The sequence below is a fragment of the Ureibacillus sp. FSL K6-3587 genome, assembly GCF_038593165.1.
In the GTDB taxonomy this organism is placed as follows: Bacteria; Bacillota; Bacilli; order Bacillales_A; family Planococcaceae; genus Ureibacillus; species Ureibacillus suwonensis.
Genome location: NZ_CP151969.1, coordinates 2,950,378 through 2,975,377, shown reverse-complemented (window position 1 = coordinate 2,975,377; position 25,000 = coordinate 2,950,378). Strand labels below are relative to the sequence as shown.

At 40.2% G+C, this 25,000-nt stretch carries 24 protein-coding genes, 1 pseudogene and 1 riboswitch; of the genes and pseudogenes, 13 read left to right on the top strand and 12 right to left on the bottom strand.

Features of this window, described 5'->3' with window-relative positions; genetic code table 11:
* Positions 1 to 244 precede the first annotated feature (244 nt).
* Positions 245 to 1,285 carry a CapA family protein gene (locus NSS77_RS14665; protein WP_342469399.1) on the top strand — a complete coding sequence of 347 codons (1,041 nt, stop codon included), beginning with the start codon at positions 245 to 247 and terminating at the stop codon, positions 1,283 to 1,285.
* A gap of 153 nt (positions 1,286 to 1,438) precedes the next feature.
* Positions 1,439 to 2,347 (top strand): alpha/beta hydrolase, encoded by a 909-nt coding sequence (locus tag NSS77_RS14660; RefSeq protein WP_342469398.1) that lies wholly within the window; start codon positions 1,439 to 1,441, stop codon positions 2,345 to 2,347.
* A 35-nt stretch (positions 2,348 to 2,382) separates the two neighbouring features.
* Here NSS77_RS14660 and NSS77_RS14655 read toward each other — a convergent pair whose 3' ends face one another.
* Positions 2,383 to 3,693, bottom strand: coding sequence for a hemolysin family protein (locus tag NSS77_RS14655; RefSeq protein ID WP_342469397.1), 1,311 nt, complete (start codon positions 3,691 to 3,693; stop codon positions 2,383 to 2,385).
* A gap of 206 nt (positions 3,694 to 3,899) precedes the next feature.
* On the opposite strand from NSS77_RS14655, the gene NSS77_RS14650 reads away from it, so the two are divergent.
* A complete protein-coding gene (locus tag NSS77_RS14650) occupies positions 3,900 to 4,616 on the top strand; it encodes an NAD-dependent deacylase (RefSeq protein WP_342469396.1) in 717 nt (238 codons plus the stop codon).
* 67 nt (positions 4,617 to 4,683) lie between these two features.
* Here NSS77_RS14650 and NSS77_RS14645 read toward each other — a convergent pair whose 3' ends face one another.
* Positions 4,684 to 5,202, bottom strand: coding sequence for a GNAT family N-acetyltransferase (locus NSS77_RS14645; protein WP_342469395.1), 519 nt, complete (start codon positions 5,200 to 5,202; stop codon positions 4,684 to 4,686).
* A 180-nt stretch (positions 5,203 to 5,382) separates the two neighbouring features.
* Between NSS77_RS14645 and NSS77_RS14640 the strand changes: the two genes are divergently transcribed.
* The 5 genes from NSS77_RS14640 to NSS77_RS14620 all read left to right on the top strand — a co-directional run bounded on the left by NSS77_RS14640 (position 5,383) and on the right by NSS77_RS14620 (position 9,208).
* On the top strand, positions 5,383 to 6,219 hold the full coding sequence (locus NSS77_RS14640) for a DMT family transporter (RefSeq protein ID WP_342469394.1): 837 nt from the start codon (positions 5,383 to 5,385) through the stop codon (positions 6,217 to 6,219).
* 121 nt (positions 6,220 to 6,340) lie between these two features.
* Positions 6,341 to 6,991 (top strand): glycoside hydrolase domain-containing protein, encoded by a 651-nt coding sequence (locus NSS77_RS14635; protein ID WP_342469393.1) that lies wholly within the window; start codon positions 6,341 to 6,343, stop codon positions 6,989 to 6,991.
* Between the two features lie 482 nt (positions 6,992 to 7,473).
* Entirely contained in the window at positions 7,474 to 8,403 is a 930-nt protein-coding gene (locus NSS77_RS14630) for a VanW family protein (protein WP_342469392.1), read from the top strand.
* Between the two features lie 71 nt (positions 8,404 to 8,474).
* Positions 8,475 to 8,708 carry a small acid-soluble spore protein Tlp gene (gene tlp, locus NSS77_RS14625; RefSeq protein WP_342469391.1) on the top strand — a complete coding sequence of 78 codons (234 nt, stop codon included), beginning with the start codon at positions 8,475 to 8,477 and terminating at the stop codon, positions 8,706 to 8,708.
* 131 nt (positions 8,709 to 8,839) lie between these two features.
* Complete coding sequence (locus tag NSS77_RS14620) at positions 8,840 to 9,208, top strand: hypothetical protein (protein ID WP_342469390.1); 369 nt, start codon at positions 8,840 to 8,842, stop codon at positions 9,206 to 9,208.
* A gap of 54 nt (positions 9,209 to 9,262) precedes the next feature.
* Here the strand turns inward: NSS77_RS14620 and NSS77_RS14615 are convergent, their stop codons facing one another.
* Together NSS77_RS14615 and plsY are read right to left on the bottom strand one after the other, a co-directional pair.
* A complete protein-coding gene (locus NSS77_RS14615) occupies positions 9,263 to 9,553 on the bottom strand; it encodes a HesB/YadR/YfhF family protein (RefSeq protein ID WP_342469389.1) in 291 nt (96 codons plus the stop codon).
* Between the two features lie 28 nt (positions 9,554 to 9,581).
* Positions 9,582 to 10,184: a glycerol-3-phosphate 1-O-acyltransferase PlsY gene (gene plsY / locus NSS77_RS14610; protein ID WP_342469388.1), complete on the bottom strand. Its 603-nt coding sequence runs from the start codon at positions 10,182 to 10,184 to the stop codon at positions 9,582 to 9,584.
* Positions 10,185 to 10,604: 420 nt separating this feature from the next.
* Here plsY and parE point away from each other — a divergent pair, with 420 nt between their 5' ends.
* The 3 genes from parE to NSS77_RS14595 all read left to right on the top strand — a co-directional run bounded on the left by parE (position 10,605) and on the right by NSS77_RS14595 (position 16,114).
* Complete coding sequence (parE, locus tag NSS77_RS14605) at positions 10,605 to 12,578, top strand: DNA topoisomerase IV subunit B (RefSeq protein WP_342469387.1); 1,974 nt, start codon at positions 10,605 to 10,607, stop codon at positions 12,576 to 12,578.
* The gene (parC, locus tag NSS77_RS14600; RefSeq protein WP_342469386.1) at positions 12,578 to 15,022 is read left to right on the top strand and encodes a DNA topoisomerase IV subunit A; all 2,445 of its coding nucleotides are present in this window, start codon (positions 12,578 to 12,580) and stop codon (positions 15,020 to 15,022) included. The genes parE and parC overlap by 1 nt, the downstream gene beginning before the upstream one ends.
* Before the next feature lie 189 nt (positions 15,023 to 15,211).
* On the top strand, positions 15,212 to 16,114 hold the full coding sequence (locus NSS77_RS14595) for an EamA family transporter (RefSeq protein WP_342469385.1): 903 nt from the start codon (positions 15,212 to 15,214) through the stop codon (positions 16,112 to 16,114).
* A gap of 133 nt (positions 16,115 to 16,247) precedes the next feature.
* Here the strand turns inward: NSS77_RS14595 and NSS77_RS14590 are convergent, their stop codons facing one another.
* The 6 genes from NSS77_RS14590 to NSS77_RS14565 all read right to left on the bottom strand — a co-directional run bounded on the left by NSS77_RS14590 (position 16,248) and on the right by NSS77_RS14565 (position 20,715).
* Entirely contained in the window at positions 16,248 to 17,792 is a 1,545-nt protein-coding gene (locus NSS77_RS14590; RefSeq protein WP_342469384.1) for a sodium/solute symporter, read from the bottom strand.
* Positions 17,789 to 18,115, bottom strand: coding sequence for a DUF485 domain-containing protein (locus tag NSS77_RS14585; RefSeq protein ID WP_342469383.1), 327 nt, complete (start codon positions 18,113 to 18,115; stop codon positions 17,789 to 17,791). The genes NSS77_RS14590 and NSS77_RS14585 overlap by 4 nt, the downstream gene beginning before the upstream one ends.
* A 554-nt stretch (positions 18,116 to 18,669) precedes the next feature.
* Entirely contained in the window at positions 18,670 to 19,053 is a 384-nt protein-coding gene (locus tag NSS77_RS14580) for an rRNA methyltransferase (RefSeq protein WP_342469382.1), read from the bottom strand.
* A 13-nt stretch (positions 19,054 to 19,066) separates the two neighbouring features.
* A complete protein-coding gene (locus NSS77_RS14575; protein ID WP_342469381.1) occupies positions 19,067 to 19,840 on the bottom strand; it encodes an LAGLIDADG family homing endonuclease in 774 nt (257 codons plus the stop codon).
* A 129-nt stretch (positions 19,841 to 19,969) separates the two neighbouring features.
* Positions 19,970 to 20,422 carry an HAD hydrolase family protein gene (locus NSS77_RS14570; protein WP_342469380.1) on the bottom strand — a complete coding sequence of 151 codons (453 nt, stop codon included), beginning with the start codon at positions 20,420 to 20,422 and terminating at the stop codon, positions 19,970 to 19,972.
* A gap of 113 nt (positions 20,423 to 20,535) precedes the next feature.
* Positions 20,536 to 20,715, bottom strand: coding sequence for a hypothetical protein (locus NSS77_RS14565; RefSeq protein ID WP_342469379.1), 180 nt, complete (start codon positions 20,713 to 20,715; stop codon positions 20,536 to 20,538).
* Positions 20,716 to 21,279: 564 nt separating this feature from the next.
* Between NSS77_RS14565 and NSS77_RS14560 the strand changes: the two genes are divergently transcribed.
* Entirely contained in the window at positions 21,280 to 22,671 is a 1,392-nt protein-coding gene (locus tag NSS77_RS14560; RefSeq protein WP_342469378.1) for a nucleoside-diphosphate sugar epimerase, read from the top strand.
* Positions 22,672 to 22,849: 178 nt separating this feature from the next.
* Here the strand turns inward: NSS77_RS14560 and NSS77_RS14555 are convergent, their stop codons facing one another.
* Positions 22,850 to 23,011 carry a transcriptional regulator gene (locus tag NSS77_RS14555; RefSeq protein ID WP_342469377.1) on the bottom strand — a complete coding sequence of 54 codons (162 nt, stop codon included), beginning with the start codon at positions 23,009 to 23,011 and terminating at the stop codon, positions 22,850 to 22,852.
* 129 nt (positions 23,012 to 23,140) lie between these two features.
* The gene (locus NSS77_RS14550; RefSeq protein WP_342469376.1) at positions 23,141 to 23,566 is read right to left on the bottom strand and encodes a GatB/YqeY domain-containing protein; all 426 of its coding nucleotides are present in this window, start codon (positions 23,564 to 23,566) and stop codon (positions 23,141 to 23,143) included.
* Between the two features lie 297 nt (positions 23,567 to 23,863).
* A riboswitch (TPP riboswitch) is annotated at positions 23,864 to 23,970 on the top strand.
* Between the two features lie 80 nt (positions 23,971 to 24,050).
* On the opposite strand from NSS77_RS14550, the pseudogene thiT reads away from it, so the two are divergent.
* Positions 24,051 to 24,600 (top strand): annotated as a pseudogene (gene thiT / locus NSS77_RS14545) (energy-coupled thiamine transporter ThiT).
* Positions 24,601 to 25,000 lie beyond the last annotated feature (400 nt).

The following is a 25,000-nucleotide window of genomic DNA, read 5'->3' as shown; positions in this document are numbered from 1 at the left end:
GGGTTTTTTGGCACTATTAATTTTATTTGTCAAAATTCATAAAGCTATTTTTATCTGGAGAGAAAATTGTTATGATTTGAAAAAGTGCATATAAAGGAGAGGAAACAAAATCGCCAGAACAGTTATATTCATTTTATCGGTACTTTTTTTAGCAGCGTGCAACATAGATTCGGAAAATGCTTCGGATATTTCATCCCCGCCAAAAATAGAAACGGAAGAGCCTCCAACTGTACCCGATGCTCCGGTGACATATACCGCAACCATTTCGGCGGTCGGCGATATTTTATTACATAATTCTGTCTATAAAGATGCATCCATCGGGAATCAACAATACGATTTCACCAAAATGTTCCGTGAGGTGAAGCCTTATTTGGAAAGTGCGGATATCACGGTGGCGAACTCGGAAAGTATTATCGGTGGAAAAGAATTGGGGCTTTCCAGTTATCCTCAATTCAACAGCCCGTTTGAAATCGGCGACGCATTGAAAGATTCGGGTGTGGATGTGGTGAATATGGCCAACAATCATACACTCGATCGTGGGGAGCGTGCCATACTGAATGCAACCAACTATTGGAACCAGATCGGTATCATCTATGTTGGGTGTGCCGCAACAGAAGAGGAATCAAAAATTATCAAAACGATAACGAAAAATCATATCACCTTTTCTTTTTTAGGGTATACATACGGGACAAACGGGATTTCCGCGCCTCCAGGCAAGGATTATTTAGTCAATTATATAAATTTGGAAAAAATGAAAGAGGATATCCAACGGGCAAAGGAAATTTCTGATGTGGTTGTCGTGAATGTACATATGGGGAATGAATATGAGCGCCAATTCAATGATTTCCAGGATGAGATTGCCCAACATTTGGCTGATTATGGTGCCGATATCGTTTTTGCCCACCATCCCCATGTATTGCAGCCGGCGAAATGGTACACAGGGGAAAAAGGGAATCAAACCTTTGTCATTCATTCGTTAGGCAATTTTTTATCCGGACAAGATCGGCTTTATACACGTATTGGAGCCATTTTGCAATTGGATGTGAAGAAGACGGTCACTTATGACGAGTTTGGCAAAGAGCGTTCAACGATTGAAGTCATGGATCCCCAGTTGCTTCCAACTTATGTAAAGTTTCAACGTTGGAGAAATTATGAAATTCTTCCATTATATAGCGTTACCAACGATGAACTGCAAAATGCCCAAGGGATTTATGAAGAAATCAAATCCCATATGATGCAGTACATGCCTGAAATCACATTTATTGAATGGGAGCCGGTACAATAATCATCACAAATTTTTCAAGCTGAGTATACAGTGGCTATACTTAGCTTTTTCTTTTTGTCATATCCATTCCACCTTTGGACATTCTAAAGATAAGGTGTTTGGATTAGTATGGAGCAATTCATCACATTTATGTAAAAAGAAAGGAGTGAGAAAGTGCCGATTCATTTGTATATCGAACAGTATTTTCAACAATATCCGAAGGCAAGAAAAACGGGCATTGAAGTGAAAAACCCGCCTCTGGAAAAACGCCCGAAAGTGTTTAATGTGGAAGATCGACTCGTTTCGATAGGGAATATGCAAGTTCCAATCCGTATTTATGAACCGAATGGAAAAAAGAGACATCCAATATTGGTTTTTCTCCACGGAGGAACTTTTATTCCTGGCGGTGTCGAAAGCCATGATGTCAGTTGCCGGTTGATCTGTTCTTTATCGGGTTTTAAAGTGGTTGCGGTCGATTATTGCACCAATGAAAACGCTTCGAACATGTTCCGGCAATGTGACGTTGTGGCGAAGTGGATTGTTGATCATGCCGAAGAATTGGGAGGCCTTTCAGAAGAAATGGCAATCGGCGGGCCAAGCATCGGCGCCCATTTTGCCGCAAGGATTGTTCTGAATTTCATTATTCAAGGCGATTTTCGATTTAAGAAGCAGATATTGTTTTATCCCATCATTGATTTCAATGATCAGGTGAAGAACAGCCCCCATTTTTCAAGAATGCTTTTTAATGGAAAATACGGCCTTGATCTCACAATGCATTCTTTGAATTTCTCCGAACATGATACATCTATTTCCTATTATGCGCCCCTTTACGAAAATAATAAGTATTTAACACAAATACCGCCCACCTTAATCTTGACGGCAGAATATGATCCGTTATGCGATGAAGGAGAACATTATGCAGAGAATTTGCGGAAAGCCGGTGCTGATGTAAGGCTCGTACGCTTTGATGGAAATGTTCACGGGTTTATGCAAAATTTTCCTGGTTCGCCGGATTATATGCGAGGTTACGACATCACTGCGGAATTTTTGTCTGTTCCATCCCTCATTTCACATGTGTTGTGACATCAAATCAAAAGGGAAGCCGGATTGGACTTCCCTTATTTTTCCGCTTCTTTTTTGTCCTTTTCCAATATCGTTAAAATGACCATTTCAATCCGATTTTGTTCAAATTCGAGGATTTGGAACCTCAAGTTTTCATATTCGATGACTTTATTTTGTTTTGGATACCGTCCCAATTGTTCCAGCAAAAAGCCGTTGAGCGTGTCAAAATCCTCGGATGGCAGATGGATCCCCAATTCATCTTCAATTTTATATAAATGGGTGATTCCTTTAATCAAATATTGATTTGGAGCAATTTTTTTAATTTCCTTTTCTTCTTCATGGGTTTCGCTATGGATTTCCCCCACGATTTCTTCAATGACATCTTCTATCGTCACCAATCCTTCTGTACCACCGTATTCATCAATAACAATGGCCATATGAACATTGCTCTTTTTCATCGTTTGGAACAATATATCGATTGTTAGCGAATCGATGACAAAGGTTGGTTTTCGCAATATTTCCCTCAAATTAAACGGTTTTGTCCCCCAGTTCAAATGAAGCAATAAATCTTTCACATGCAAAATTCCAACGATATGATCGATATCTTCTTCATAAACGGGATAGCGGGTATATTGGTTTTCATTGACAATTGCCAACGTTTCTTCCAAAGTCGCTTCCATCGGGATGGCAACGATATCTACCCGGTGGGTGAAAATATCCATTACCGATTTGTCATTGAATTCAAATACGTTTTGGATCATTCTGCTTTCGCTTTTTTTGATGGTTCCCTGAATATCGCCCAATTCGACCATCATCCGGATTTGTTCTTCCGTAGCCTCTTCACGGATGACTTTCTCATTCATTTTCAACAGACGAAGAACTGCATTCGTTGAAAAACTAAGCACTTTTACAAGTGGATAACATACATAAAAAATCAACGTCAGTGGCAATGCCACCATATTGGCAACACTTTCATACCGCTGCAATGCGATTTTTTTCGGCACCAGTTCCCCAAATACGAGGGTAAAATAAGATAAAACGGCAGTAATGACGATAACGGAAAGAATATCGAGCACTTCCAGGGATAAAGGGATGCCCAGGTCAAATAAAACTTGGGCAAAACGGTCCGAAAAATTATCTGCAGCGAAGGCGCTTGCCAAGAAACCCGCCAATGTAATCCCGATTTGGATGGTGCTTAAAAAACGGCTCGGTTCGGAAATTAATTTATCCAATAATTTTGCTTTACGGTCGCCTTTTTCCGCCAAATTTTTTATTTTTATTTCATTCAATTCCACAAGCGCAAATTCAGATGCGGCAAAAAAGGCGTTTAATAATACAAGGAAAATCAATACGATGAAAGTCGTCATGATACTAGTCCTCCAGTAACAGGGGTGATTACCTATATTTTAGCAGAGAGCATAAAATTGGTTAAAACTTTTCAAAGTATGGTTCTTACAAAATGTTGACGGGATGGCAGTTGATCGGCATCATCATTCGGCCAAACTTTTTTATTTTCAACGAGAACTATTTATGAGATAAATATTGGTAAGAATAAGGGAGAGGAGTGGGAGATTTGAGCAAAATCGAAACGGTTGTCAATTGGCTTCAGTCATCGAAAAAAACAGTCGTGTTGACTGGCGCCGGCATGTCTACAGAAAGCGGAGTTCCTGATTTCCGTTCCGCATCCGGTTGGTGGACGAAAACGGATCCCCAGCAAGTGGCGACGGTGGATGCGTTAGAATCCAATTACCCTCTGTTTCATGAATTTTATTCCATGAGAATTCAATTGCTTGATAAATGTTCTCCCCACAAAGGCCATTACATTCTGGCGGATTGGGAGAAAAGAGGGATTCTTCATCATATTGCCACCCAGAATGTGGACGGTTTTCATTCCAAGGCGGGAAGCAGGAAGGTGGACGAACTGCACGGCTCAATTTATACGTTCCGCTGCCATTCTTGCGGAAGAGATGCTTCAAAAGAAGCCTTTTTGGCAAAAGAACGCTGCGCCCATTGCCAAGGCTATTTGAGGCCGAATGTCGTCCTTTTTGGTGAAATGCTGCCAGAGAATGCTTGGAGAAGCGCTTTATCCAATATTCAAAGTGCGGACGTCGTCATCGTGATCGGAACAAGCCTGGAAGTGTATCCGGTCAATCAGCTTCCGATGATGACGAAAGGGAAGAAGGTCTACATTAATAAAGAAGCGGCTTCCCACGCATCTTATTTCGATTGCATTTTGGAAGGGAAAGCGAAAGAAGTTTTAATGGAGCTGGATGACCGGCTAATTGGATAGCTGTTCGGGGTTCCAAAGAAGGTTGGGAGGATAATCTCATATGAATTATCCTCTTTTATCGTTAGGCTTATTGAATTTCTAATTTATATAATCGCTCGATCGGCGAATCTTTCCGAAACGTCTGGACTTCCCCGATGAACTTCCAACCGAATTTTTCATATAATCCCATGTGCTTTGTATATAAGTACAGTTCGTTTAAATTCGCTTTTTTCGCATTTTCATTGACGGTGTTCATTAATGTGCGGAAAACGTTTTTTCCCCGGAATTTTTCATCCACATAAACATTGATCAACCAAGGATACAGATCCGGCCTGCTTTCCAAATCATCAAACATGGCCAGTTGGTACATGCCTGCAGGTTCATCCCCAATCATTGCGACAAAGGTTTGGGGCAACCGCACTTCATTTAATGAATGTTCCAAATTGGACCGCACCTCTTCGAAACTCTTTCCGTCCCTTAATCCCCACCAGTGATAATTCCATTCGCATATTTTTTCAAAGATCGGATGATTTTTGTCCACCAATTTTATGATTTTCATCGGCGCCGTTTCCTTTCCATCGTTGTACATTCCCTTGTATGTTACCATATGGCGACATCCAAAATCACTCGCTTTTGTGGGGCTTTTTATCGGAAAATGGGGTAAGCAAAATTCCGAAAAAAGAAAATCGGAGAATAAATGATGGAGATTATTGAATGTTTAATGATTGAATTTTTTATGCAACAGCACCTAAAATAGGATGGACTACATCTAGAGAGGTGCATACATATGTGGATAGGGGCGGCATTGGCCACAATGTTTTGCTTTGGAACGAATAATATGATTTTCAAGTGGAGTACGACAAAAGGGTACTCGAAAATACATATCCAGCTTTATTTTTATTTGATCGCCTTTTTGTTGGCTTTGGGCTATGGCCTGATGACGGGAATCCATGCAATGAACTTGGCGACAATCGTTCTGGGGGCATTGATCGGCATATTAAATACGAACGGCAACATCCAAATGTCCAAAGCCTTCGAAAAAGGGCCGGCAAGCATCACCAGTTCGCTCATCAGTTTGAACACCATTATTCCGATTTTAAGTGCCGCGTTGATATTCCATGAACATATCACCGTTTTGCAATGGACGGGCATTATCATCATGTTGTGCTCCGCCGTGGTGATTCAATATTCGCCTTCAAGCAATGTGCATGCGGAATATTTGCCTTGGATGATCAGAATTTGCCTCGCCATTCTGTCATTAGGGATTCTAGGAATTTTGATGAAAGCATCGACTTATTTGCATATTGAGCCGCTCAATACTTTAATTTGCATGTATGGCGGCGGGGCGGTTTATTTGATTGCAAATAGTCTTGTCCAAAAAGAAAACTGGCAGCCTTCCGAATTGAAAGTGGGCGCCGTTGTCGGTTTGTTGAGCGTGATCGCCTACAGCTGCTATTTCTTCGCTTTGCAAAAAGGAATCGCAAGCATAGTTTTCTCCATCGTTTCGTTAAGCTGTTTGGTGGTCGTTTGCGGAAGTTGCCTGATCTTCCACGAAAGGCTCAAAACTTATCAGATTATTGGTGTTATCACCGCGCTGTTGGGCATCATTTTTACAAAAATATAGGATTGGGTGATTGTCATGACGTGAGGGCTGATTCGGCCCTCATTTTTCATTTCCATGAACAATTAATCAAGTTGTTCAATATATATAAATATGGAAACATAAATAGAAAAGAGGTACGCAAGTGGTTACTTATCATTGGGGTGTTGATTCATCGCAAAAAGTGACGACAGACCTTTATAATTGTGTTTTGAACAATTACGGGAAGCCGGAGTTTTGGGGAAGATATTTGACCCGTGTCGAAGGGGCATCAGAAGGTTTGGATCGGGAAGAAATTGAACTGCTCCATAATAGTGGTACAAAATTGCTGCCAATCTACAACGATTTTAAAAGAGCGGTAGGGGAAAATGAAGGAAGAGTGGTGGCGATGTTTGCCTCTTATCATGCAAAAAGGCTTGGCATCCGGAAGGGAACACCGATTTTCGCCAATGTCGAACGTTTTTTTGATGTGGATGGCAGTTGGATCCGTGGATATGTCAATTACATGTATAATACGGATTTTAAACCGGGCTTTTATCACGATCCGACGGAAGGAAACTTTGCAAAAGCCTATTGCGAGGCGGTCAATCAAGATCCGTTGGTGGCGAATCAGGCCATCTTATGGAGTGCGGAGCCTGATCCGGGGGTGACAAAAGCACAATTGGCCCCAAAATTTGATCCGGCGAAAGTGCCTTGTGAAGGAAATGTCTGGATTTGGCAATACGGAAGAAATTCAAGAACATGTCCTATTGATACGAACTTGGCGGACAGCCGTTTATTTGAAATGTTATATTAGATACAAGGATTTTGTAAATGAAGTTTACAAAAATAATTGTAAACATGTTGATGAAATAAACGCTGTTCAACAGTTATAGGAAAAGGTTAGGGGGAATTTTTATTTGTTATGGGAATTTTCCCTTTATTCAAGTAATCAAATTTGATATAAAAAGCAAATTTTTAATAATAATACAAAGAATATGCGGGAAGAATCGTTCAGCATGTTGAAGGAAGATTAAACATCCCATTCGAAACATCCGGAAGCATTTCGGCAATTGCTTCCGCTACAGAACAAGAACTTGGCACGATGCAGGAAATCGCCGATGAAGCCCAAAAGATGGTCCTTGAATACATCCACTCAGAAATTTAAATTTTATTCTGGACTGCCAGCAAATTTTCATTCCAAGAAGGCGCAAGAAAATATCGCCTTCTTTTTTTGTATGAGTCAATTGAATCGGGGAACAATACATAACAAAAAGATTGGGTTGTGTGGAACCATTGATGAAAAGAAGTTTAATCCTTTTGCTATTACTGACCTTTTTCAAGCAGCCGGTTGCAACCGGTGCTTATTTTGACTCGATATTGCCACTTACCGGAGAAAGAAAGATCGATCTCATTGATCCTTATACCAAAGAAGTCATACACACTTTTCATCCTGAAGATTATTGGATTGAACTGGACGTAAGGATTTTCAAGGAAGAAGTGGAAAATTGGATTCAGGAAATTCAACCAAAATATTTTAAAGAAATGACACTGGATCGGATTGATACCGATGGCGAAATCATCAAAGGCACACCGAAAACGGAAATCAATGCCTCCTTATTGACTGAAGAGGTATTAAAGCGGGCTTTTACAGGAGGCAGAATCGAAATTCCGTTAAAAGTGACCGAAAGCAATTATCGGCCAACGGATGTGCTTCATTTGAAGGAAGTGGTGATTGCCACTTATACCACCCGTTTCAACCCGAATCAGACGGGCAGAAGCAAAAATATCGAAATTTCGGCGGCCGCCATCCATAATGTGATCGTCGGAAGCGGGGACAAATTCTCTTTCAATTCCATCGTGGGGCCAAGAGAAATTGCCAATGGCTATCAAATGGCTCCGGAAATTGTCAACGGAAAGTTGGTCATGGGAATCGGCGGGGGAATCTGCCAAACTTCATCCACTTTATTCAATGCTGTTGATCAGCTGTCAGTGGAGATCATTGAAAGACATCATCATTCAAAGGATGTGGGATATGTCCCAAAAGGGAGAGACGCAACGGTTTCCTTTTATGGGGGATTGGATTTCCAATTTATTAATACGACGGGAGTCCCTTTCCTCATCCAAACGTATTACAGGCCGGGTTCCCTTACTGTCGTTATCAGGACGTCCAAAGAATATGCGGAATTGATGCAAAATGAATTGGCAAAAAACGATGAATCCCCTTAAAATTTCATTTCATAGTTCCTCTGAATCAACTCAAAATAAGACTGAACAATAAAAAAGGAGGAGAGATGGCAATGACAAACCGCAAACCGAAACCTGACGACCGTTCCGATAATGTGGAAAAATTACAGAACATGATTCAAAATACAATCGAAAATTACCGTGAAGCAGAAGCAAGTGTGGAATTTGCCGGACCTGAAGAAAGAGAAAAGATCAAAGCGAAAAATGAACGGCGAAAAAAAGCGATTGAAGGTTTCCGAAAAGAAGTGAAGGAAGAAGCGGCTGCCCGTGAAAACGGGGAAGTCTAATGATCATATGGAAACTGGCGACTGGCCAGTTTCCTTTTTATTTTGCAATTGAAATTTCTTTTTTTATAATTAATATTGTGTTTGAAAATAGATTTCGAAAACTGTGAGTTTTTTTTGGGGGGGAATTCAGGATGAATATGGTAGAAACGCTTATCAATCAAAGTCAAAACGTCATGGAACTGATGAAACAATTGAAAAATGTTGCATCCAAGAAAGGAAGCAAACGGGCTGAATTGATTGAGAAATTCACTGCCAACCATCATTCATTTAATGTTTATACATATGCCAGCGAGGAAGCGAGACAATCGAAGGAAGTGGATACATTAAAACTGAAGTTGGATGAATTCAGCAGCCAATTCGATGCAGCCCGTTATGAAGATGACGGGGAAGTGAATGTAGAGCAAGTGCATGTTTTATATAAGGAAGTGCTGGTCGCGTACAACGATATGGTGATTGCCCTTGGGTACGACAAACATGTGATTGATATTGAGAAATTTTAGTCCAATAAAAAAAAGAAGCGGATCTTTTGGCGTGCTTTCAGATCCGCTTCTTTTTTAATTTTTATAACTATATTCCAGTTCCTCCGTTTCCGGATTGACAGTAACGTATAAATCATGTTCATTGAAAAACCATACATCATCTTTTTCAATATAGAAATGGATATCATCAATGACCGTTTCAATGCCGATATCATGGGGTTGTTCCCGATTCATCCCAAGGGAAAAAGCTTCATGAAAAGGAGATGAACCGCCATAGCGGGCATAAAACCGGATATAATCACCTGCCGTTGCTTCCATTTCTTCCTTGAACCAAGATAATGCTTCCTCTGAAATGACGATTTTCATTCCCCCAACCAAATCCTTTCAAGTAACATTATAACCATTTCACTTTCGGCTCAGTGCCTTCCTTGATGCGTTTAATATTGGAGCGGTGGCGGTAGATAATGAATGACGCCAATATCACAACCATTATAAATAATGCATAATCACCTGTCACAATCCAATAAATAATACTATAAACGACGGCGATGAGCGAAATGAGCATGGAAGACAAGCTGACGATTTTGGTGATTTTTAATAGAATCAAAAATCCAATCACAAGGAACACAAAGAATGGCCAGGAATATCCAAGCAACACCCCTCCGGATGTGGCGACGGCTTTCCCGCCCCGGAAACCGGCAAATATCGGGAACATATGTCCAAAAGCGGCGATTGCCCCCAAAATAAGAGGATGCACGCCGGTATCGCTGAAATAAGAGAAAGTCGGCAATAGCGTAGCAATGGTACCTTTTAATATGTCCATAACGGTTACAACAATTCCCGCTTTTTTCCCTAACACTCGGAAAGTGTTGGTGGCTCCTAAATTTCCGCTTCCATGTTCCCGGATGTCTGTTTTATAAAAAATTTTTCCAATCCATAAACCAGACGGAATCGAACCGATTAAATACGCACAGATGATTGCCAATACATTAATCATATCTTGATTCCTTTCAATTTTTACTATTTTTTTAGCGATAATCATTTTACACTTTTTCGCTTCTTTGAGAAAGTGTAATTTCTCTTTTTCGGCATTGATGAAAAACTTTTTCAAAAAAAACGGTGATAAAAGGAGGAAATTGTGAACTATATCGGGAATGAAAGAAATGTTTTATTTATTATATATGGTATACAAAGTAAAATAAATAACTGCAAAATCATCCGTCGAAAAGACATTTTCGATATTCTCGAATCGTAAATCTTGAAAAGTGTACGGGTTTTCTTCATAAAACTCCTTTTTTATTTGAAAGGATTTGTTAAAATGATAAAGATGCTCTAACGTGCTAGTTATTGACAGATGCGTATATTCTCAGTACGATTAGTGATACAGAACGGATGTTTGTATGTGGAGGGATTACTTTTGGCAATAAATCAACCGGAACTCAGATATGATGCTGATGCCATTCAAGTATTGGAAGGTTTGGATGCAGTACGGAAACGTCCAGGGATGTATATTGGATCCACTGACAGCCGGGGACTTCATCACTTGGTTTATGAAATTGTCGACAATGCGGTCGATGAAGCCCTTGCCGGATTTGGATCGCATATCATCGTAAAAATACATGAAGACAATTCGGTCAGCGTGCGGGATTATGGCCGCGGAATGCCAACCGGAATGCATAAATTGGGGAAACCCACTCCGGAAATCATTTTTACGATTTTACATGCCGGAGGGAAGTTTGGACAAGGGGGATATAAAACAAGCGGTGGATTGCACGGTGTAGGATCTTCCGTTGTAAATGCCCTTTCCAAATTTCTTGAAGTCACTATATATCGTGACGGGAAAATCCATCGCCAGCGTTTTGAAAATGGCGGAAAACCGGTGACGACCCTTGAAATCATCGGGGATACAAAAGAAACGGGAACACTGGTGCATTTTCTTCCGGATGACACGATTTTTTCCACGACAAAATTCAATTATGATACATTGGCGGAACGTCTTCGGGAATCCGCTTTTCTGTTAAAAGGATTGAAAGTGGAATTGATCGATGAACGGGAAGAAGGAAAGCATGAAGTATTTTATTACGAAAACGGCATCCAGGCGTTTGTGGAATATTTGAATGAAGAAAAAGATGTCATGCATCCCGTGAAATATGTGGAAGGGATTCATGATGAAATCGAAGTGGAATTTGCCTTTCAATTCAACGACGGCTATTCGGAAACGATTTTATCCTTCGTTAACAATGTGCGCACCCGCGATGGCGGCACCCATGAAACGGGGGCGAAGGTGGCTTTGACACGGATTTTTAATGAATATGCCCGCAAAGTCGGTCTATTGAAAGAAAAAGACAAAAACCTGGAAGGATCGGATATTCGCGAAGGCCTTTCAGCCATCATTTCCGTCCGCATTCCGGAAAGTTTGCTGCAATTCGAAGGGCAGACAAAAAGCAAACTTGGAACGCCGGAAGCCCGTACGGCAGTGGAGTCTGTATTATCCGAAAAATTGCTTTATATTTTAGAGGAAAATGCCGAATTATCCGCAACCCTTGTCCGCAAGGCGATCCGTGCCCAACAGGCCCGTGAAGCGGCGAGAAAAGCCCGCGAAGAAGCTCGAAGCGGCAAAAAGGGCAAAAAAGAAAAAACCATACTTTCGGGCAAGCTGACGCCGGCCCAATCCCGCAATCCAAAAAAGAATGAATTATTCCTTGTGGAAGGGGATTCGGCAGGCGGATCGGCAAAACAGGGACGGGACCGTACTTTTCAGGCCATATTGCCTTTACGGGGGAAAGTCATCAATACAGAAAAGGCAAAACTGACGGATATCATGAAAAATGAAGAGATTGCAACGATCATTCATACGATCGGTGCAGGCGCTGGTCCGGACTTCAACATTGAAGATGCAGCCTACGATAAAATTATCATCATGACCGATGCGGATACGGATGGCGCCCATATCCAAGTGCTGCTGCTCACATTTTTCTACCGTTACATGCGCCCATTGATTGAGGCGGGAAAAGTGTATTTGGCGTTGCCGCCCCTTTATAAAGTGTCAAAGGGCACCGGCAAGAAAGAAATCATTGAATACGCTTGGACAGAACGGGAGTTGCAGGAAAAAATCAAAAAAGTCGGGAAAGGGTACGTCATCCAACGTTATAAAGGTCTCGGTGAAATGAATGCGGACCAGCTTTGGGAAACGACGATGAATCCTGAAACAAGAACCTTGATCCGCGTGACGATTGAAGACGGTGCCCGGGCAGAACGCCGTGTGACAACATTGATGGGAGACAAGGTGGAACCACGCCGCAAGTGGATTGAATCCCATGTAGACTTTGGGATGGAAGAGGATACGAATACATTGGTACCTGATTTCATCCAGTATAAGGAGGAAGAATAATGGCGCTAACCGAACGATTTCACGAACTGACTTTGGAAGATGTAATCGGTGACCGCTTTGGCCGTTACAGTAAATACATTATTCAAGATCGTGCCATTCCTGATGCACGGGATGGGTTAAAACCGGTGCAACGGAGAATTCTTTATGCGATGTATCGGGAAGGGAACACCCATGATAAACCATTCCGAAAATCCGCCAAAACGGTCGGGAACGTAATCGGGAATTACCATCCCCACGGGGATTCTTCCGTATATGAAGCGATGGTGCGCCTCAGCCAGGACTGGAAAGCCCGCTATCCATTGATTGAGATGCACGGAAACAATGGTTCCATTGATGGCGACCCTCCCGCAGCGATGCGTTATACGGAAGCACGCCTTTCCGCATTGGCAATCGAAATGCTGAAAGATATCGATAAACAAACGGTCGATTTTGTTCCAAATTTTGATGACCAGGATGTGGAACCGACAGTACTCCCTGCGAAACTGCCCAACTTGCTTGTGAACGGTGCCACAGGGATTTCTGCCGGTTATGCCACGGATATTCCTCCCCACAACTTGGCGGAAGTGCTGGATGGTGTATTGATGCGGCTTGATCGTCCGGATTGCACCGTGGATGATTTAATGACTGTCATCAAAGGGCCGGACTTTCCGACTGGCGCCATCATCGAAGGGATTGATGGCATCAAAAAAGCCTATGAAACTGGAAAAGGAAAAATCATTATCCGTTCCAAAGTGACGATCGAACCGATCAGAGGCGGAAAAGAACAAATTGTCATTACAGAAATCCCTTATGATGTCAATAAAGCTTTGCTTGTTAAGAAAATCGATGAAATGCGCTTTGACAAACGGCTTGAGGGAATTGCGGATGTACGGGATGAATCGGACCGGACAGTGGGGCTTCGGATCGTCATTGAGTTGAAAAAAGATGTAGATGGGGAAGCCATTTTAAACTACCTTTATAAAAATACGGATTTGCAAATCACGTATAACTTTAATATGATCGCCATCCATAATCGCCGTCCGACTATGATGACGCTTCCACTCATGCTGGATGCATATATCGATCATCAAAAGGATGTCGTGACAAGAAGAACGAAATATGACCTGCAAAAAGCAAAAGACCGGCTACATATCGTTGAAGGATTAATCAAAGCATTATCCATACTTGATGATGTCATTCAAACCATTCGTTCTTCCAAAGATAAGAAGGATGCCAAAAACAACCTGCAAGTGAAGTTCCAGTTTACGGAACAACAGGCGGAAGCGATTGTCAACTTGCAACTTTACCGTTTGACGAACACAGATATTACGCAATTGCAAAAAGAGCATGAAGAATTGCAAAAAACAACTGAAAAGCTGACAAAAATATTAAGCAGCGAAAAAGAGTTAATTAAAGTGATCAAAAAAGAAATTCTGGAGTTGCGTAAACAATTTGCCGAGCCCCGCCTTTCCACAATCCAGGCGGAAATCAAAGAGATCAAAGTATCCCTTGATGTATTAATACCAAGTGAAGATTTTGTTGTGACCGTGACAAAAGATGGCTACGTAAAGCGGACAAGCCTTCGTTCCTATGCGGCTTCCAGTCCGGAAGATATTGCAATGAAGGAATCGGATTATTTGCTGTATGAAAACACATTGAATACACAGCATTTTCTTCTCATCTTCACGAATAAAGGAAATTACATTTTTCAACCGGTTCACGAACTGCCGGAAATTCGTTGGAAGGACTTGGGACAACACATATCAAGCATCGTTCCTATTGAAGAGGGAGAAAAGGTTGTCGGCGCCGTTGGGGTTGAAAACTTTGAGGATGAAAATCTCTTCATTTTAACAGCGACAAAACAGGGGCAAGTGAAATTGTCGAAACTTAATGAATATCAAGTAACCCGTTACTCAAAACCGATCAAAACGATGAATTTGAAAAATGATGATGAAATGATTTATGCAAACTTGGTGACTCCTGGAAAAGAAATCATTCTTACTTCATATTTGAGTTATACGGTTCGATTTGACATTGAGGAAATTCCGGTAACGGGAATAAAAACAGGAGGAGTAAAGGGAATCAATCTAAAAGACGAAGATTTCCTTGCGGCTGTCAATGTCATTGAAGAAAATTCCGAGATGATTGTCGTTACCCAACGCGGAGCCATCAAACGGATGAGTTTATCGGAAATTGAGCAAACGGGAAGAGCCAAACGCGGATTAGTCATTTTGAAAGAATTGAAGAAAAATCCTCACCGCATTTTTGATGTTTCTGTTGTTCATCAAGACGATACGATCGTGATGTCAACAATCAAACAGGTTCAAGAAACAATGGCAGTATCGGATCTTCCGATTTCCGACCGCTATTCGAACGGCTCACTGAAATTTGATGTAAATAGTGATGGCGATTTATTGTTTGTGAAGATCCTTCATCCCGAACAAGATGAAAATAAAGAACAATAATCCATATATGAACCAATGCCGTCCGCCGTTTAGTGATGAGAACCGGAAAGAATAGTGATAAAGAAAAATATTTTGACAGGATTTTTGCCGTCTAGATCATATCCGGATTCTAGGCGGCTTTCATTGTCATTGAAAAAAGTAAGAAAAGGTTTTACTATTTTTATATGGATAAATCTGGAGGAGTATAAGATGGGAAAATTCTATTTAACTTTTGAAGCGCGTTCGAAAGGGATTTTCTTAGTGATTATCGCCGCGTTGTTTTGGGGCATTTCCGGAACTGTTTCCCAGTATATGTTTCAACATTTACATATCAATACAGAATGGTTTACCACCTGCCGCCTGTTGCTTGCCGGATCCTTGTTGTTAGCGATTGCTTATAGAAATGAGGGAAACCACATTTTTGACATATGGAAGCAAAAAAGGGATGCCATCCGGTTAGTGATTTTTGGAATTGTCGGGATGATAGGAGTCCAATATACATATTTAACGGCCATCGCCCATGGCAATGCCGCAACAGCCACCGTTTTGCAATATTTAGGACCAGGTTTGGTGACGATGTATTATGTTCTGATTGCGAAGCGTTTACCGACAGTCAAAGAGCTGATCGCCGTTTTTTCGGCTCTCATCGGAACGTTTTTGCTTGTAACCCATGGAAAAATGGATGTGTTGACGATTTCGAAAGAGGCCTTTATTTGGGGAATCTTATCCGCATTCGGATTGGCTTTTTACACCATTTATCCCATTGAATTATTGAAAAAATGGGGATCATTTATCACGATCGGATGGGGAATGATGGTGGCGGGGATTGTTTTCAGCTTCATCAGAGCCCCTTGGCAATTTGAAGGACAATGGCATTGGACAACAAACTTTGCCTTTTTGTTTGTCGTGATTTGTGGAACAGTCTTGGCATTCTATTTCTATTTGGATAGTTTAAAATATTTGACTGCTTCAGAAACGAGCCTGCTTGCCTGTGCCGAACCATTATCTGCCGCTTTCACTTCCGTCGTCTTTTTAGGGGTGCCTTTCGGATGGATGGATTGGCTTGGTTCTTTATTGATTCTGTTTACTATTGTCATATTATCGAGAGAGTAGGGAAGGGGAGGGGCAACTATTCAACCCCCTCCCCAACTTACCTGGTTTTGAATAGTATTGGCTGTACAAAAAAATCCTTGAGTATTACTACTCAAGGAAAATAGAAAGATAAGGATGAATGTAAGCGATTCAATTAGTGGGAGACTTTGCTTACTGAAATACCAGTTTGTGCGCGAACTTCAACTTCGCTGTATTTTGCGTAATCCGCTTCTTTAGAGAAGACTGTACCAAGCCATCCGCAGATGAAACCAACAGGTACGGAAACAATCGCAGGGTTTGTTAAGCTTACAAGTGGTGTACCCACGAAAATGGCTTTACCTGGTTCTGGGTTCCATACGTTTGGTGAAATTGCCACAAGTACTAATGCAGTAATCAAACCACCAAGGATAGCCCATACAGCTCCATTTGAATTGAAGCGTTTCCAGTAGATTGTATAGATAATAACTGGTAAGTTAGCAGATGCTGCAATACAGAATGCTAATGATACCAGGAACGCAACGTTAAGTGTTTGTGCACCTAATGCCAATAAGATGGAAATTACTGAAATGACTAATGAACCGATACGAGCTGCGATAACTTGTTGTTTTTCTGTAATTTGGCCTTTCTTGATGATTTGGCCATAGATGTCGTGAGATAGGGCAGAAGCGCCGGAAAGTACCAAACCTGCAACTACCGCCAAGATTGTCGCGAATGCAACGGCGGATACGAATGAGAACAGGATGTCTCCACCTAAAGCTTCCGCAAGCAACGGTGCAGCCATGTTACCAGCAGGGTTTGCGGCAACAATTGTATCTTTACCAACGAATGCAGCTGCTCCGAATCCTAAGAAGATTGTCAATACATAGAAAAGACCAACGATCCATGTAGCCCAAATTACAGATGAACGCGCTGTTTGGGCATCTTTTACTGTGAAGAAGCGCATTAGGATGTGCGGAAGTCCTGCAGTACCCAATACTAACGCCAATAGTGTGGAAATTGTATTGATACCGCTCGTATAAAGCAATCCCGGATTCAAATATGCTTCTCCAGCTTCAGTGGCAGTTGTCATTTCTGAGAACATTCTGACAATACTGAAATCAAATTTCAATAATACTAAGAAAGAAATAATAACAGTACCAAACATCAATAGACAAGCTTTAATAATCTGTACCCAAGAAGTGGCTGTCATACCACCGAACAATACGTAGATTGTCATCATGACACCAACGATTAATACAGCAACCCAATAAGGAATACCGAATAATAACTGAATAAGTGCTCCTGCACCAACCATTTGTGCAATCATGTAGAACAATACGATAACGATTGTACTTAAAGCGGCAGCTCCGCGAACTTTAGCCATATCAAAACGTGCTGTGATCATATCGGCCAATGTGAATTTACCAAGGTTACGTAATGGCTCGGCAACGATATAAAGAACTACCAGGTAAGCCACCAAGTATCCGATAGAGTAGTAGAAACCATCATATCCGTATAATGCAACGGAACCTGCAATCCCTAAGAATGATGCCGCTGATAAGTAGTCCCCTGAAATAGCCAGACCGTTTTGCCAACCTTTAAGACCGCCGCCTGCTGTATAGAAATCAGTTGCGGTGCTCGTTCTTTTGGAAGCCCAATAAGTGACATATAATGTAACTGCAACAATTGCTAAGAACATTACAATGGAAGTAATACTCATTGACCAGCACCCCTTTCGAATTCATCAATGATTGATTGAGCATCTTTGTCATATTTGTTTGCTCTTGAAACATAGAAGTGTGCCAGTCCCCAAGTCATAACGAACAAACCGAAAGAATAAATCCATACCCAAGTAATTTCCCCAAATGCTTTTTGATGCAAGATTTTCGTGTAAGATGTCAAGACTGGTAGCAACATGTAAAGAATGAAGAAAATTGCTGTGATCGTCCAGAGAAAGGAATTTTTCTTTTTGGAAAGCTGTCTGAACGATTCCGACTTGGCGATTTTTTCGTAGTCGATATTTTTACCGTTTTCTCTCGCCATAAACATACCCCCTTTAAAATTGAACGTTTTTTCTGTATCATGTTCGTAAAATTCTAGTTTAAGAATTTTACAATTTCAATTTTATAGAGCGGTTCACAAAATTGCAATACTTTTTCTATATATTATTCAAATTTTTTTGCGAAAAAAATTGATTAAAAGAGAAAATTTTTGCGTGAAAACAACAAAAGGATCAAATGTAGTGCAGATAAAAGGGAACAAATAAATATTTAATAGGTAAAATTGAAAAAAATAATGCGGAAATGACTATTGGAAAACAGAACATTGATTTCAGGTAATAATAATTTGATGAAAATAGTGGATTTAAAATCATAAAATTATTATACTGCATATTTTGATCGAACTTAAAAAGCTATATTATTATTATTTTGCAACAAATATTTGACATCGGTTTCGGAAAAAAATGTCGGAAAATCAAAAAAAGAACAAGAATTCTTCTTCTGTCTCACTATTAGAAGTATTCTTGGATTATGAGATATTACTTCCGATAAGATATATTATGTCGGGGTCCCTATATTGCCGAATAAAAAAAGGCGCTATTCGCCTTCGTATTCTACTCTATATCTCCAACTTTCTTGTTTTACATCATTTGTGTTTATGTATGCAACACTTGCTTCAATAACATCGTTTAGATTCAATTGGTGGTCTTTTGCAAATTTTTTTAATCTCTCAAGCAATTCTTTATCACATGTTGTACGAAATTCTACTCGATCTTTTGGACGGTTTTTTTTATCAAATGTTATTGCATTCTCCTTTAATATATTTTCAAAGCCATTTTCAAGTAAATATCCAACATAAGTATTATTCTTATCTGCCATGATTTTTAAATCATCCAACAAGGCTTTGCTTATACGAGTTTTATATTTAATTCTTGAAGAATCAATAGTTTGTAATAATTTCCCATTTACCAATTTCCACAAAATAGTCCACCTCCTATTTTTTAAACCATTGAATTAATCGTTCTTTTTTATACGGAATAAAATTTTCACTGCAATTTGAATAAATGATTTTTGCCAGTTTAGAAAGACTGTCTTTTCCTTTGACCCAGACACGATAAATATCTCTGCCGGACCTAGTTTTTTCAATTGATATTTCAGATCTCAATTCCCATGCTACAATAACATTATACAAGCCATTTGCAAATTCTGCACTTGCAGTAGTGATGTTCATAACATACCCTCTATCTTGAATCCAACCATCCCCGTCAATCACGCCTCTGATAAAGGAAGGCAAATATTGATCGGGCACTGGCGGGAATTTCAGGGACAATGATTTGTTCGCCGTAATTCCCAACCGTTCAAGATCCCTTTTGATTTCACGGGAATGGATGACAAGAACGGGCACGGTCCTTGTTTTTCCCGGCGGAACTATTACATAATCCGCTTCCATATAGTTGGCGATCAGTTTCAAAATCCGCTCCTCTTTTTGAGAAAAATAAATCGTGTTTAACCGGTTATTGACCGTTCCATCTGTCACAAACAAACCTAAAACCCAGGCCATTTCATCCGTCCGAACTTTGAAAAAATCCTCATTCACCTTATGTTTTCTCGGCTGTCCCACGTTCCTTCTCTTTACTTGATTTTTCTCTAATACATAACGGATACCGCGATCCGTAAGCCCGGTCATTTCGCAAATTTCCTTCACCGGCTTGCCGCTGGTATACATTTCAATGATCATTTCATCCGAAATTCCGCGTTTTCTTGGCACACAATCCCCCCTCCAAGAAAAACTGTTTACAAGATAGAATATATGCTCATTTAACATTATAAGAACAAATGTTCTTATTTTCAATTATTTAGGTGACTTCTTCATCCTGTTTTCTCCTTGAAAAAGATTTTAACCCACGGATACAGACCGATATTTATTTGAAAGCTCCAAGAGAGGTCCTGTATAAGCATAATTCCATTCCCCATCGATTAAATACGTGGCTTCGTATCGAACAATCAACCGTTTCATTTCTTTCAGCACATGCTCCGGAAAAGGATGGCTTTTTACCACTTTCCCCTCCTTCCCAATCAGAGAACCATTTCCCCCGATCATCGGCAACTGATGAAATGTATGATCGATAACAGGCAGCATATCCCGTATCGGTCTTGCAGAAGCAAAGACAATTTCATGGCCGTCTTCCCTGACCTTCTGCAACGAATCTAAAATCTTTTCCGATATCGGTTGTCCTATAAAGACTATGGTTCCATTCAAGTAAAAACAAACTTCATCCGTATCACCTTTTCCTTTAATTTTCCATTGCCTAATATACCATGAAACTGTTTTTATGGGATATTTCGCCAAACGTTTTGCCATCTATGTACCAAAAAATATATGCGCCAGTTTTCCAACTGGCGCATGGCTAAGAAGGGTGTTCTGGCCCTGATATCCCGACTTCCTTTATATAAATGCCATTATCAGCGAGCGATTGTTAGGCCTGTAGTATCTGTTGATAATAATCTAGTCTCGCCGTTCACATAAGAAACCCAAACAAGGAAATTATTTTGGAATGCGATGAAAATTCCTTGCGTATTGTTGAAGCCGTTGCCTGTTACATAAATTTTTTCGCCGAAATCAAACTCCAAGTGTTTTTCCATGCCATCATTCACCTCCATTTTTGAAGTTACTATAATAAATGCAGATTTTTTTATGCGAACTGAGTCATATGTACCAGGTTCAAAACAAAAATTTATATTTTATTTATAGAAGAAAATCTAATGAACATCTCTTCCAACAAATGCCCATTCCTATCAAATTGAACCGGCTGAACAAGACCGGAAAATAATCGCGAATTATAAACGAACAAAAGAAACGCTTCAACATGAGCTCACTGGTGAACGCGCGTTTTGCGCCCGGAAGATGCGGGAAATGGATTATACGAAGGAAATGAATGGATATGTATGACGGAGAACAAAAGGAAAGGAAAAGCTGTTTCAGAATAAAAAAATAGGTTACAGGTTTCATAAATTGGAGATTTTGTTAAATTTCAATATATTCACTGCAATTGAATCATGATTATGATATAACTTTCATAAAATTTACAAGATGGACCGTGTATACATAAAACAAGACTTTTTGTTCATTTTTCTTGAATGATTTCATCGATTTATACCCCGTTATTTCTCCAAAAAGTATATAATAGCTGTATATGGAGGTCGAACATGCTAAAAATTAAGAAAATCGAATTTATTAAAGCGGTATATGATGAATCTTTGTCCCATAATATTTTCTCTATCGCCAATGTCTATTTTTCGAACTATCCGCCCATTTTAGGCGCGTTGATATATTGGAAGAAAAACAATTCCCGTTCCGAATTTACACGGGAAGGTGAATATAAATTTTTTTACAACCTGGATGATATCACGTATTTTGCTGCTGTGAAATTCCCGAAAGGCACAAAATTGACGAGGGACCAAAAACAAGAATTATCTTATATCTTATTGGACGAACGGGGATCCATCGGCACATATACCTTTAAAACCCATCCGAGCAGAAGAAAGCGATTCGATCCGAAAAAGACGCTTGCAAGATTGAACATTCCTGAAGATTTTGATGTCAAATCGATTCCTGTCCATTATGGTCCGATCATTGATGAACAGAGCGCGGAAGAAATCCGTAGGGAAAATCCGCATTTATCAAAGGAATTCATTATCGATTATTGTTATTGGCGATATCGTTTAATAAAGCTCCATCCGACTGATTTCGAGCCTTATTTAAAATATGTGGATTTTGCATATGTATGCTATGCTTGCGATCAAATTTCGGAAAAATATTTGATTGATCATTTGGATATGGTGGATGTTTCTGCATTGCAATATAATTACCCGGTGCTTGCAAGGCTTTCTTCATCCTTTAAAAAATATATGGTCGAAGAATTGATTCGAAACGGTATGGAAATCAATCCGCATTTTGCTGATGAAATTGATACGTTTATTGAGGATGATACGTATTTCAGCGAATATGCAACCATTGATTTGTTGGATGATGATTTATTTGAAGAAGATGAGGAAAAAGTGGAATTTCAATTCTTTGAATTCGACCGCGGCCCATATAAGTGGCTTGGAAGTGAACATTTGGTGAAAGGCATCCCTTCCCTCGCTTCCCAATTATATGATGATATGGGCTATAAAAAACCGACAAACGAAGAAATGGATGAACAATTTGACAAATACAGCAAGCAGCAAATCTCATTGATCAGTGCCATTTTGGAGCCCCATTGGCTAAACCGCTACAAAGATCGCATCGATTGGAAAGCGGCCTGTTTATATAATAAACACCTGACGGATGAGTTCTTGACAGAGCATATCGAATTCGTCGATTTTGAGTGTCTTGGCAATAATTTGAGTTGCGTCTTATCCGAAGAATTCATTGAAAAACATATGAATCAGTTCAACCACGACAAACCTGTACCGTTAATTATCCGCTTTTTGACGGTGCAAATGTATTTGAATCATAAAGACAAAATCAAAGTGAATTCCGAATTGCTGTTCCAATATTATAACAGCATCGGCGCACCCGAATACAAACAAATTCTTGATTTGCTGGATGAATAGCAGTTTTTGGACGCCATTTTCAATGAAAATGGTGTTTTTTTTTTTACCAATAAAACAACCTTGCTTGCGGCAACTCGACAAGCAAGGTTGTTAACTGGCTCGTATGTTTAATGTAGACAAATGTATGACCTCTCTTTTCTGCGATCTGTAATGGTTATAGAATATATTCGCGATTTTCTTATGCATTTGCTTGTTCTTTCGTTTTTCGTGCATGTTCGTTGAATTGATCCAATTGTTCTTGGGATAGATGCTCAACGAAAATTGAAAAATTGATTGGTTCCAGACCGAATTGTTCACATTTGGAAACGTAATATTCATAGCCTTCTTGATAAGTAGTCATAAAAAACACTCCTTTTTGATTTGTACTATAACAGTTGTTGTTTGATGATTCTAATATAGTACAGTTTTATTTTGCTGTCAACAAAAAGTTGAAAGACTTGTCTAAATTTTTAAACAAGTCTTTTTAATCTTAAATGAGGCTTTTTACCACTTTCGCGATCGTTGCTCCATCGGCTTTTCCTGCAAGGAGCGGTTTTGCGATTTTCATCGCCTCCCCCATATTCATTCCTTTTGAAATGCCTGCTTCTGTTAAAACATTGGCAATTTCCTCTTCAGATAATTGTTTTGGCAAGAAACTTTGCAAAATTTCCAGTTTGCGGTTTTCCTTTTCGATTAAATCTTCCCGGCCTGCTTGCTTTGCTCCTTCAAGGGCTTGATGGGTCTGTTTCACTTCACGATTGACAACCGCAATTTCTTCTTCATGGGAAAGTTCGGAACCTTTTTCTTTTTCCGCTTGATCCAAGGCGGATTTTAATAATGTAAGAACTCCTTTTGCAACGGCATCCTTTTCTTTCATCGCCTGTTTCAGTTGTTCGAAAACGGCTTGTTTCATCATATGATCATTATTCTCCTTTCATGGGATTTTATGAATATTATTATAATAAATTTTCTTTTCGCCATGAATGAAAAAGTGCTTTTTAATCCAGGATTCAAAACTGCAACAAACAAGGATGGATAATAGAATGCGGCAGGAAAATCGTCGAACGCCGCCTGCATTTCTCTGGTTTAAACAGATCTGTTTTTATTTGATTACCAAAAGCGAATTTTCCATTTTTAAATATAAAACTTCCTATCCCCTGTACAAATACGATCTTTCAAGCTATACTTAGAGCGACAAAATTAAAATCATGATTGAAACCACAGGGGGAGCTTTGTGCTGAGAGTGAACAACTTTTCGTTGTTCTGACCCTTCGAACCTGTAAGATAATGCTTGCGCAGGGATTGTGGGATTTTGGATATATGTTGAATGGTGGACGAGGAGTTCTCCATACATATTCTCCCCCTTGAGGTTTCCATTTTGTGGAGGGGAGAATTTTTTTATGAAAAAAATTAAATTGCAGGCTCTCATTGAAGCGGCGTTTTTTGCGGCATTCGCTTTAATTTTGGATTTGTTGCCATCGATCCAATTGGGGCCCTGGATGTCGGTTTCCTGTGCCATGTTGCCTGTCTTCATTTTAGCTTTCCGTTGGGGATTCACTGTCAGCGTGATTTCCGGGTTTATTTGGGGGTTGTTGCAAGTGGCCACGGGGGATGCCTATATATTTTGCCGGATTATTGTATAAACAGATACAAATCGCCTTTTTTGCAGAGAAGAAGAAAGCAAAAGGATTGATTTTGGCTGTATTGGCCGTCTTCCTGGGAAGTATCGCCCGGTATTTTTGGCATTTTCTTGCGGGTGTCGTTTTCTGGGCGGAATATGCGCCGGAAGGAATGTCCCCAGTGATCTATTCGTTGGTCGTAAATGGTGCAACGATGATTGGCGCGGCCATTTTCTGCTCGATTTTGATCGTACTTCTCCTTTCAGCCGCACCCCGGTTGATTCAGCGAAAAGGATTTGACATTGAAACGAATAAAACAACCACATCCTAATAGGATGTTTCATTTTGCGATCGGGCTGTCTGAAAAACGGGTTAACCGCTTTTTCGGACGAGGCTGGGACATAACTAATAAAGTGAACGAGCTGCAAAAAGATTTTTTGTAATAAATTGATTGGAGTGACGGGGCGAGTGCTCCTGTCGCGCACGCTTAGTCGCAAAGCAAAAGCTTTCCTGCGACGAGCCCTCTCGAGACCCCGCAGGAGCGAAGGATTGAGCTCCGAGGAGGCTCGAGTCGGGCCCGCGGAAAGCGTCCCCGGAACGGAAATCAATTTTCTTCAATTATCAAAAAAACACCATTTTCTCCCGGGAGAAAATGGTGTTTTTTATCTTTTGTCCCAACCTCTCTTTCACTAAAATATTTTGATAAAAAATAATAAATAGATGCCTTTTTT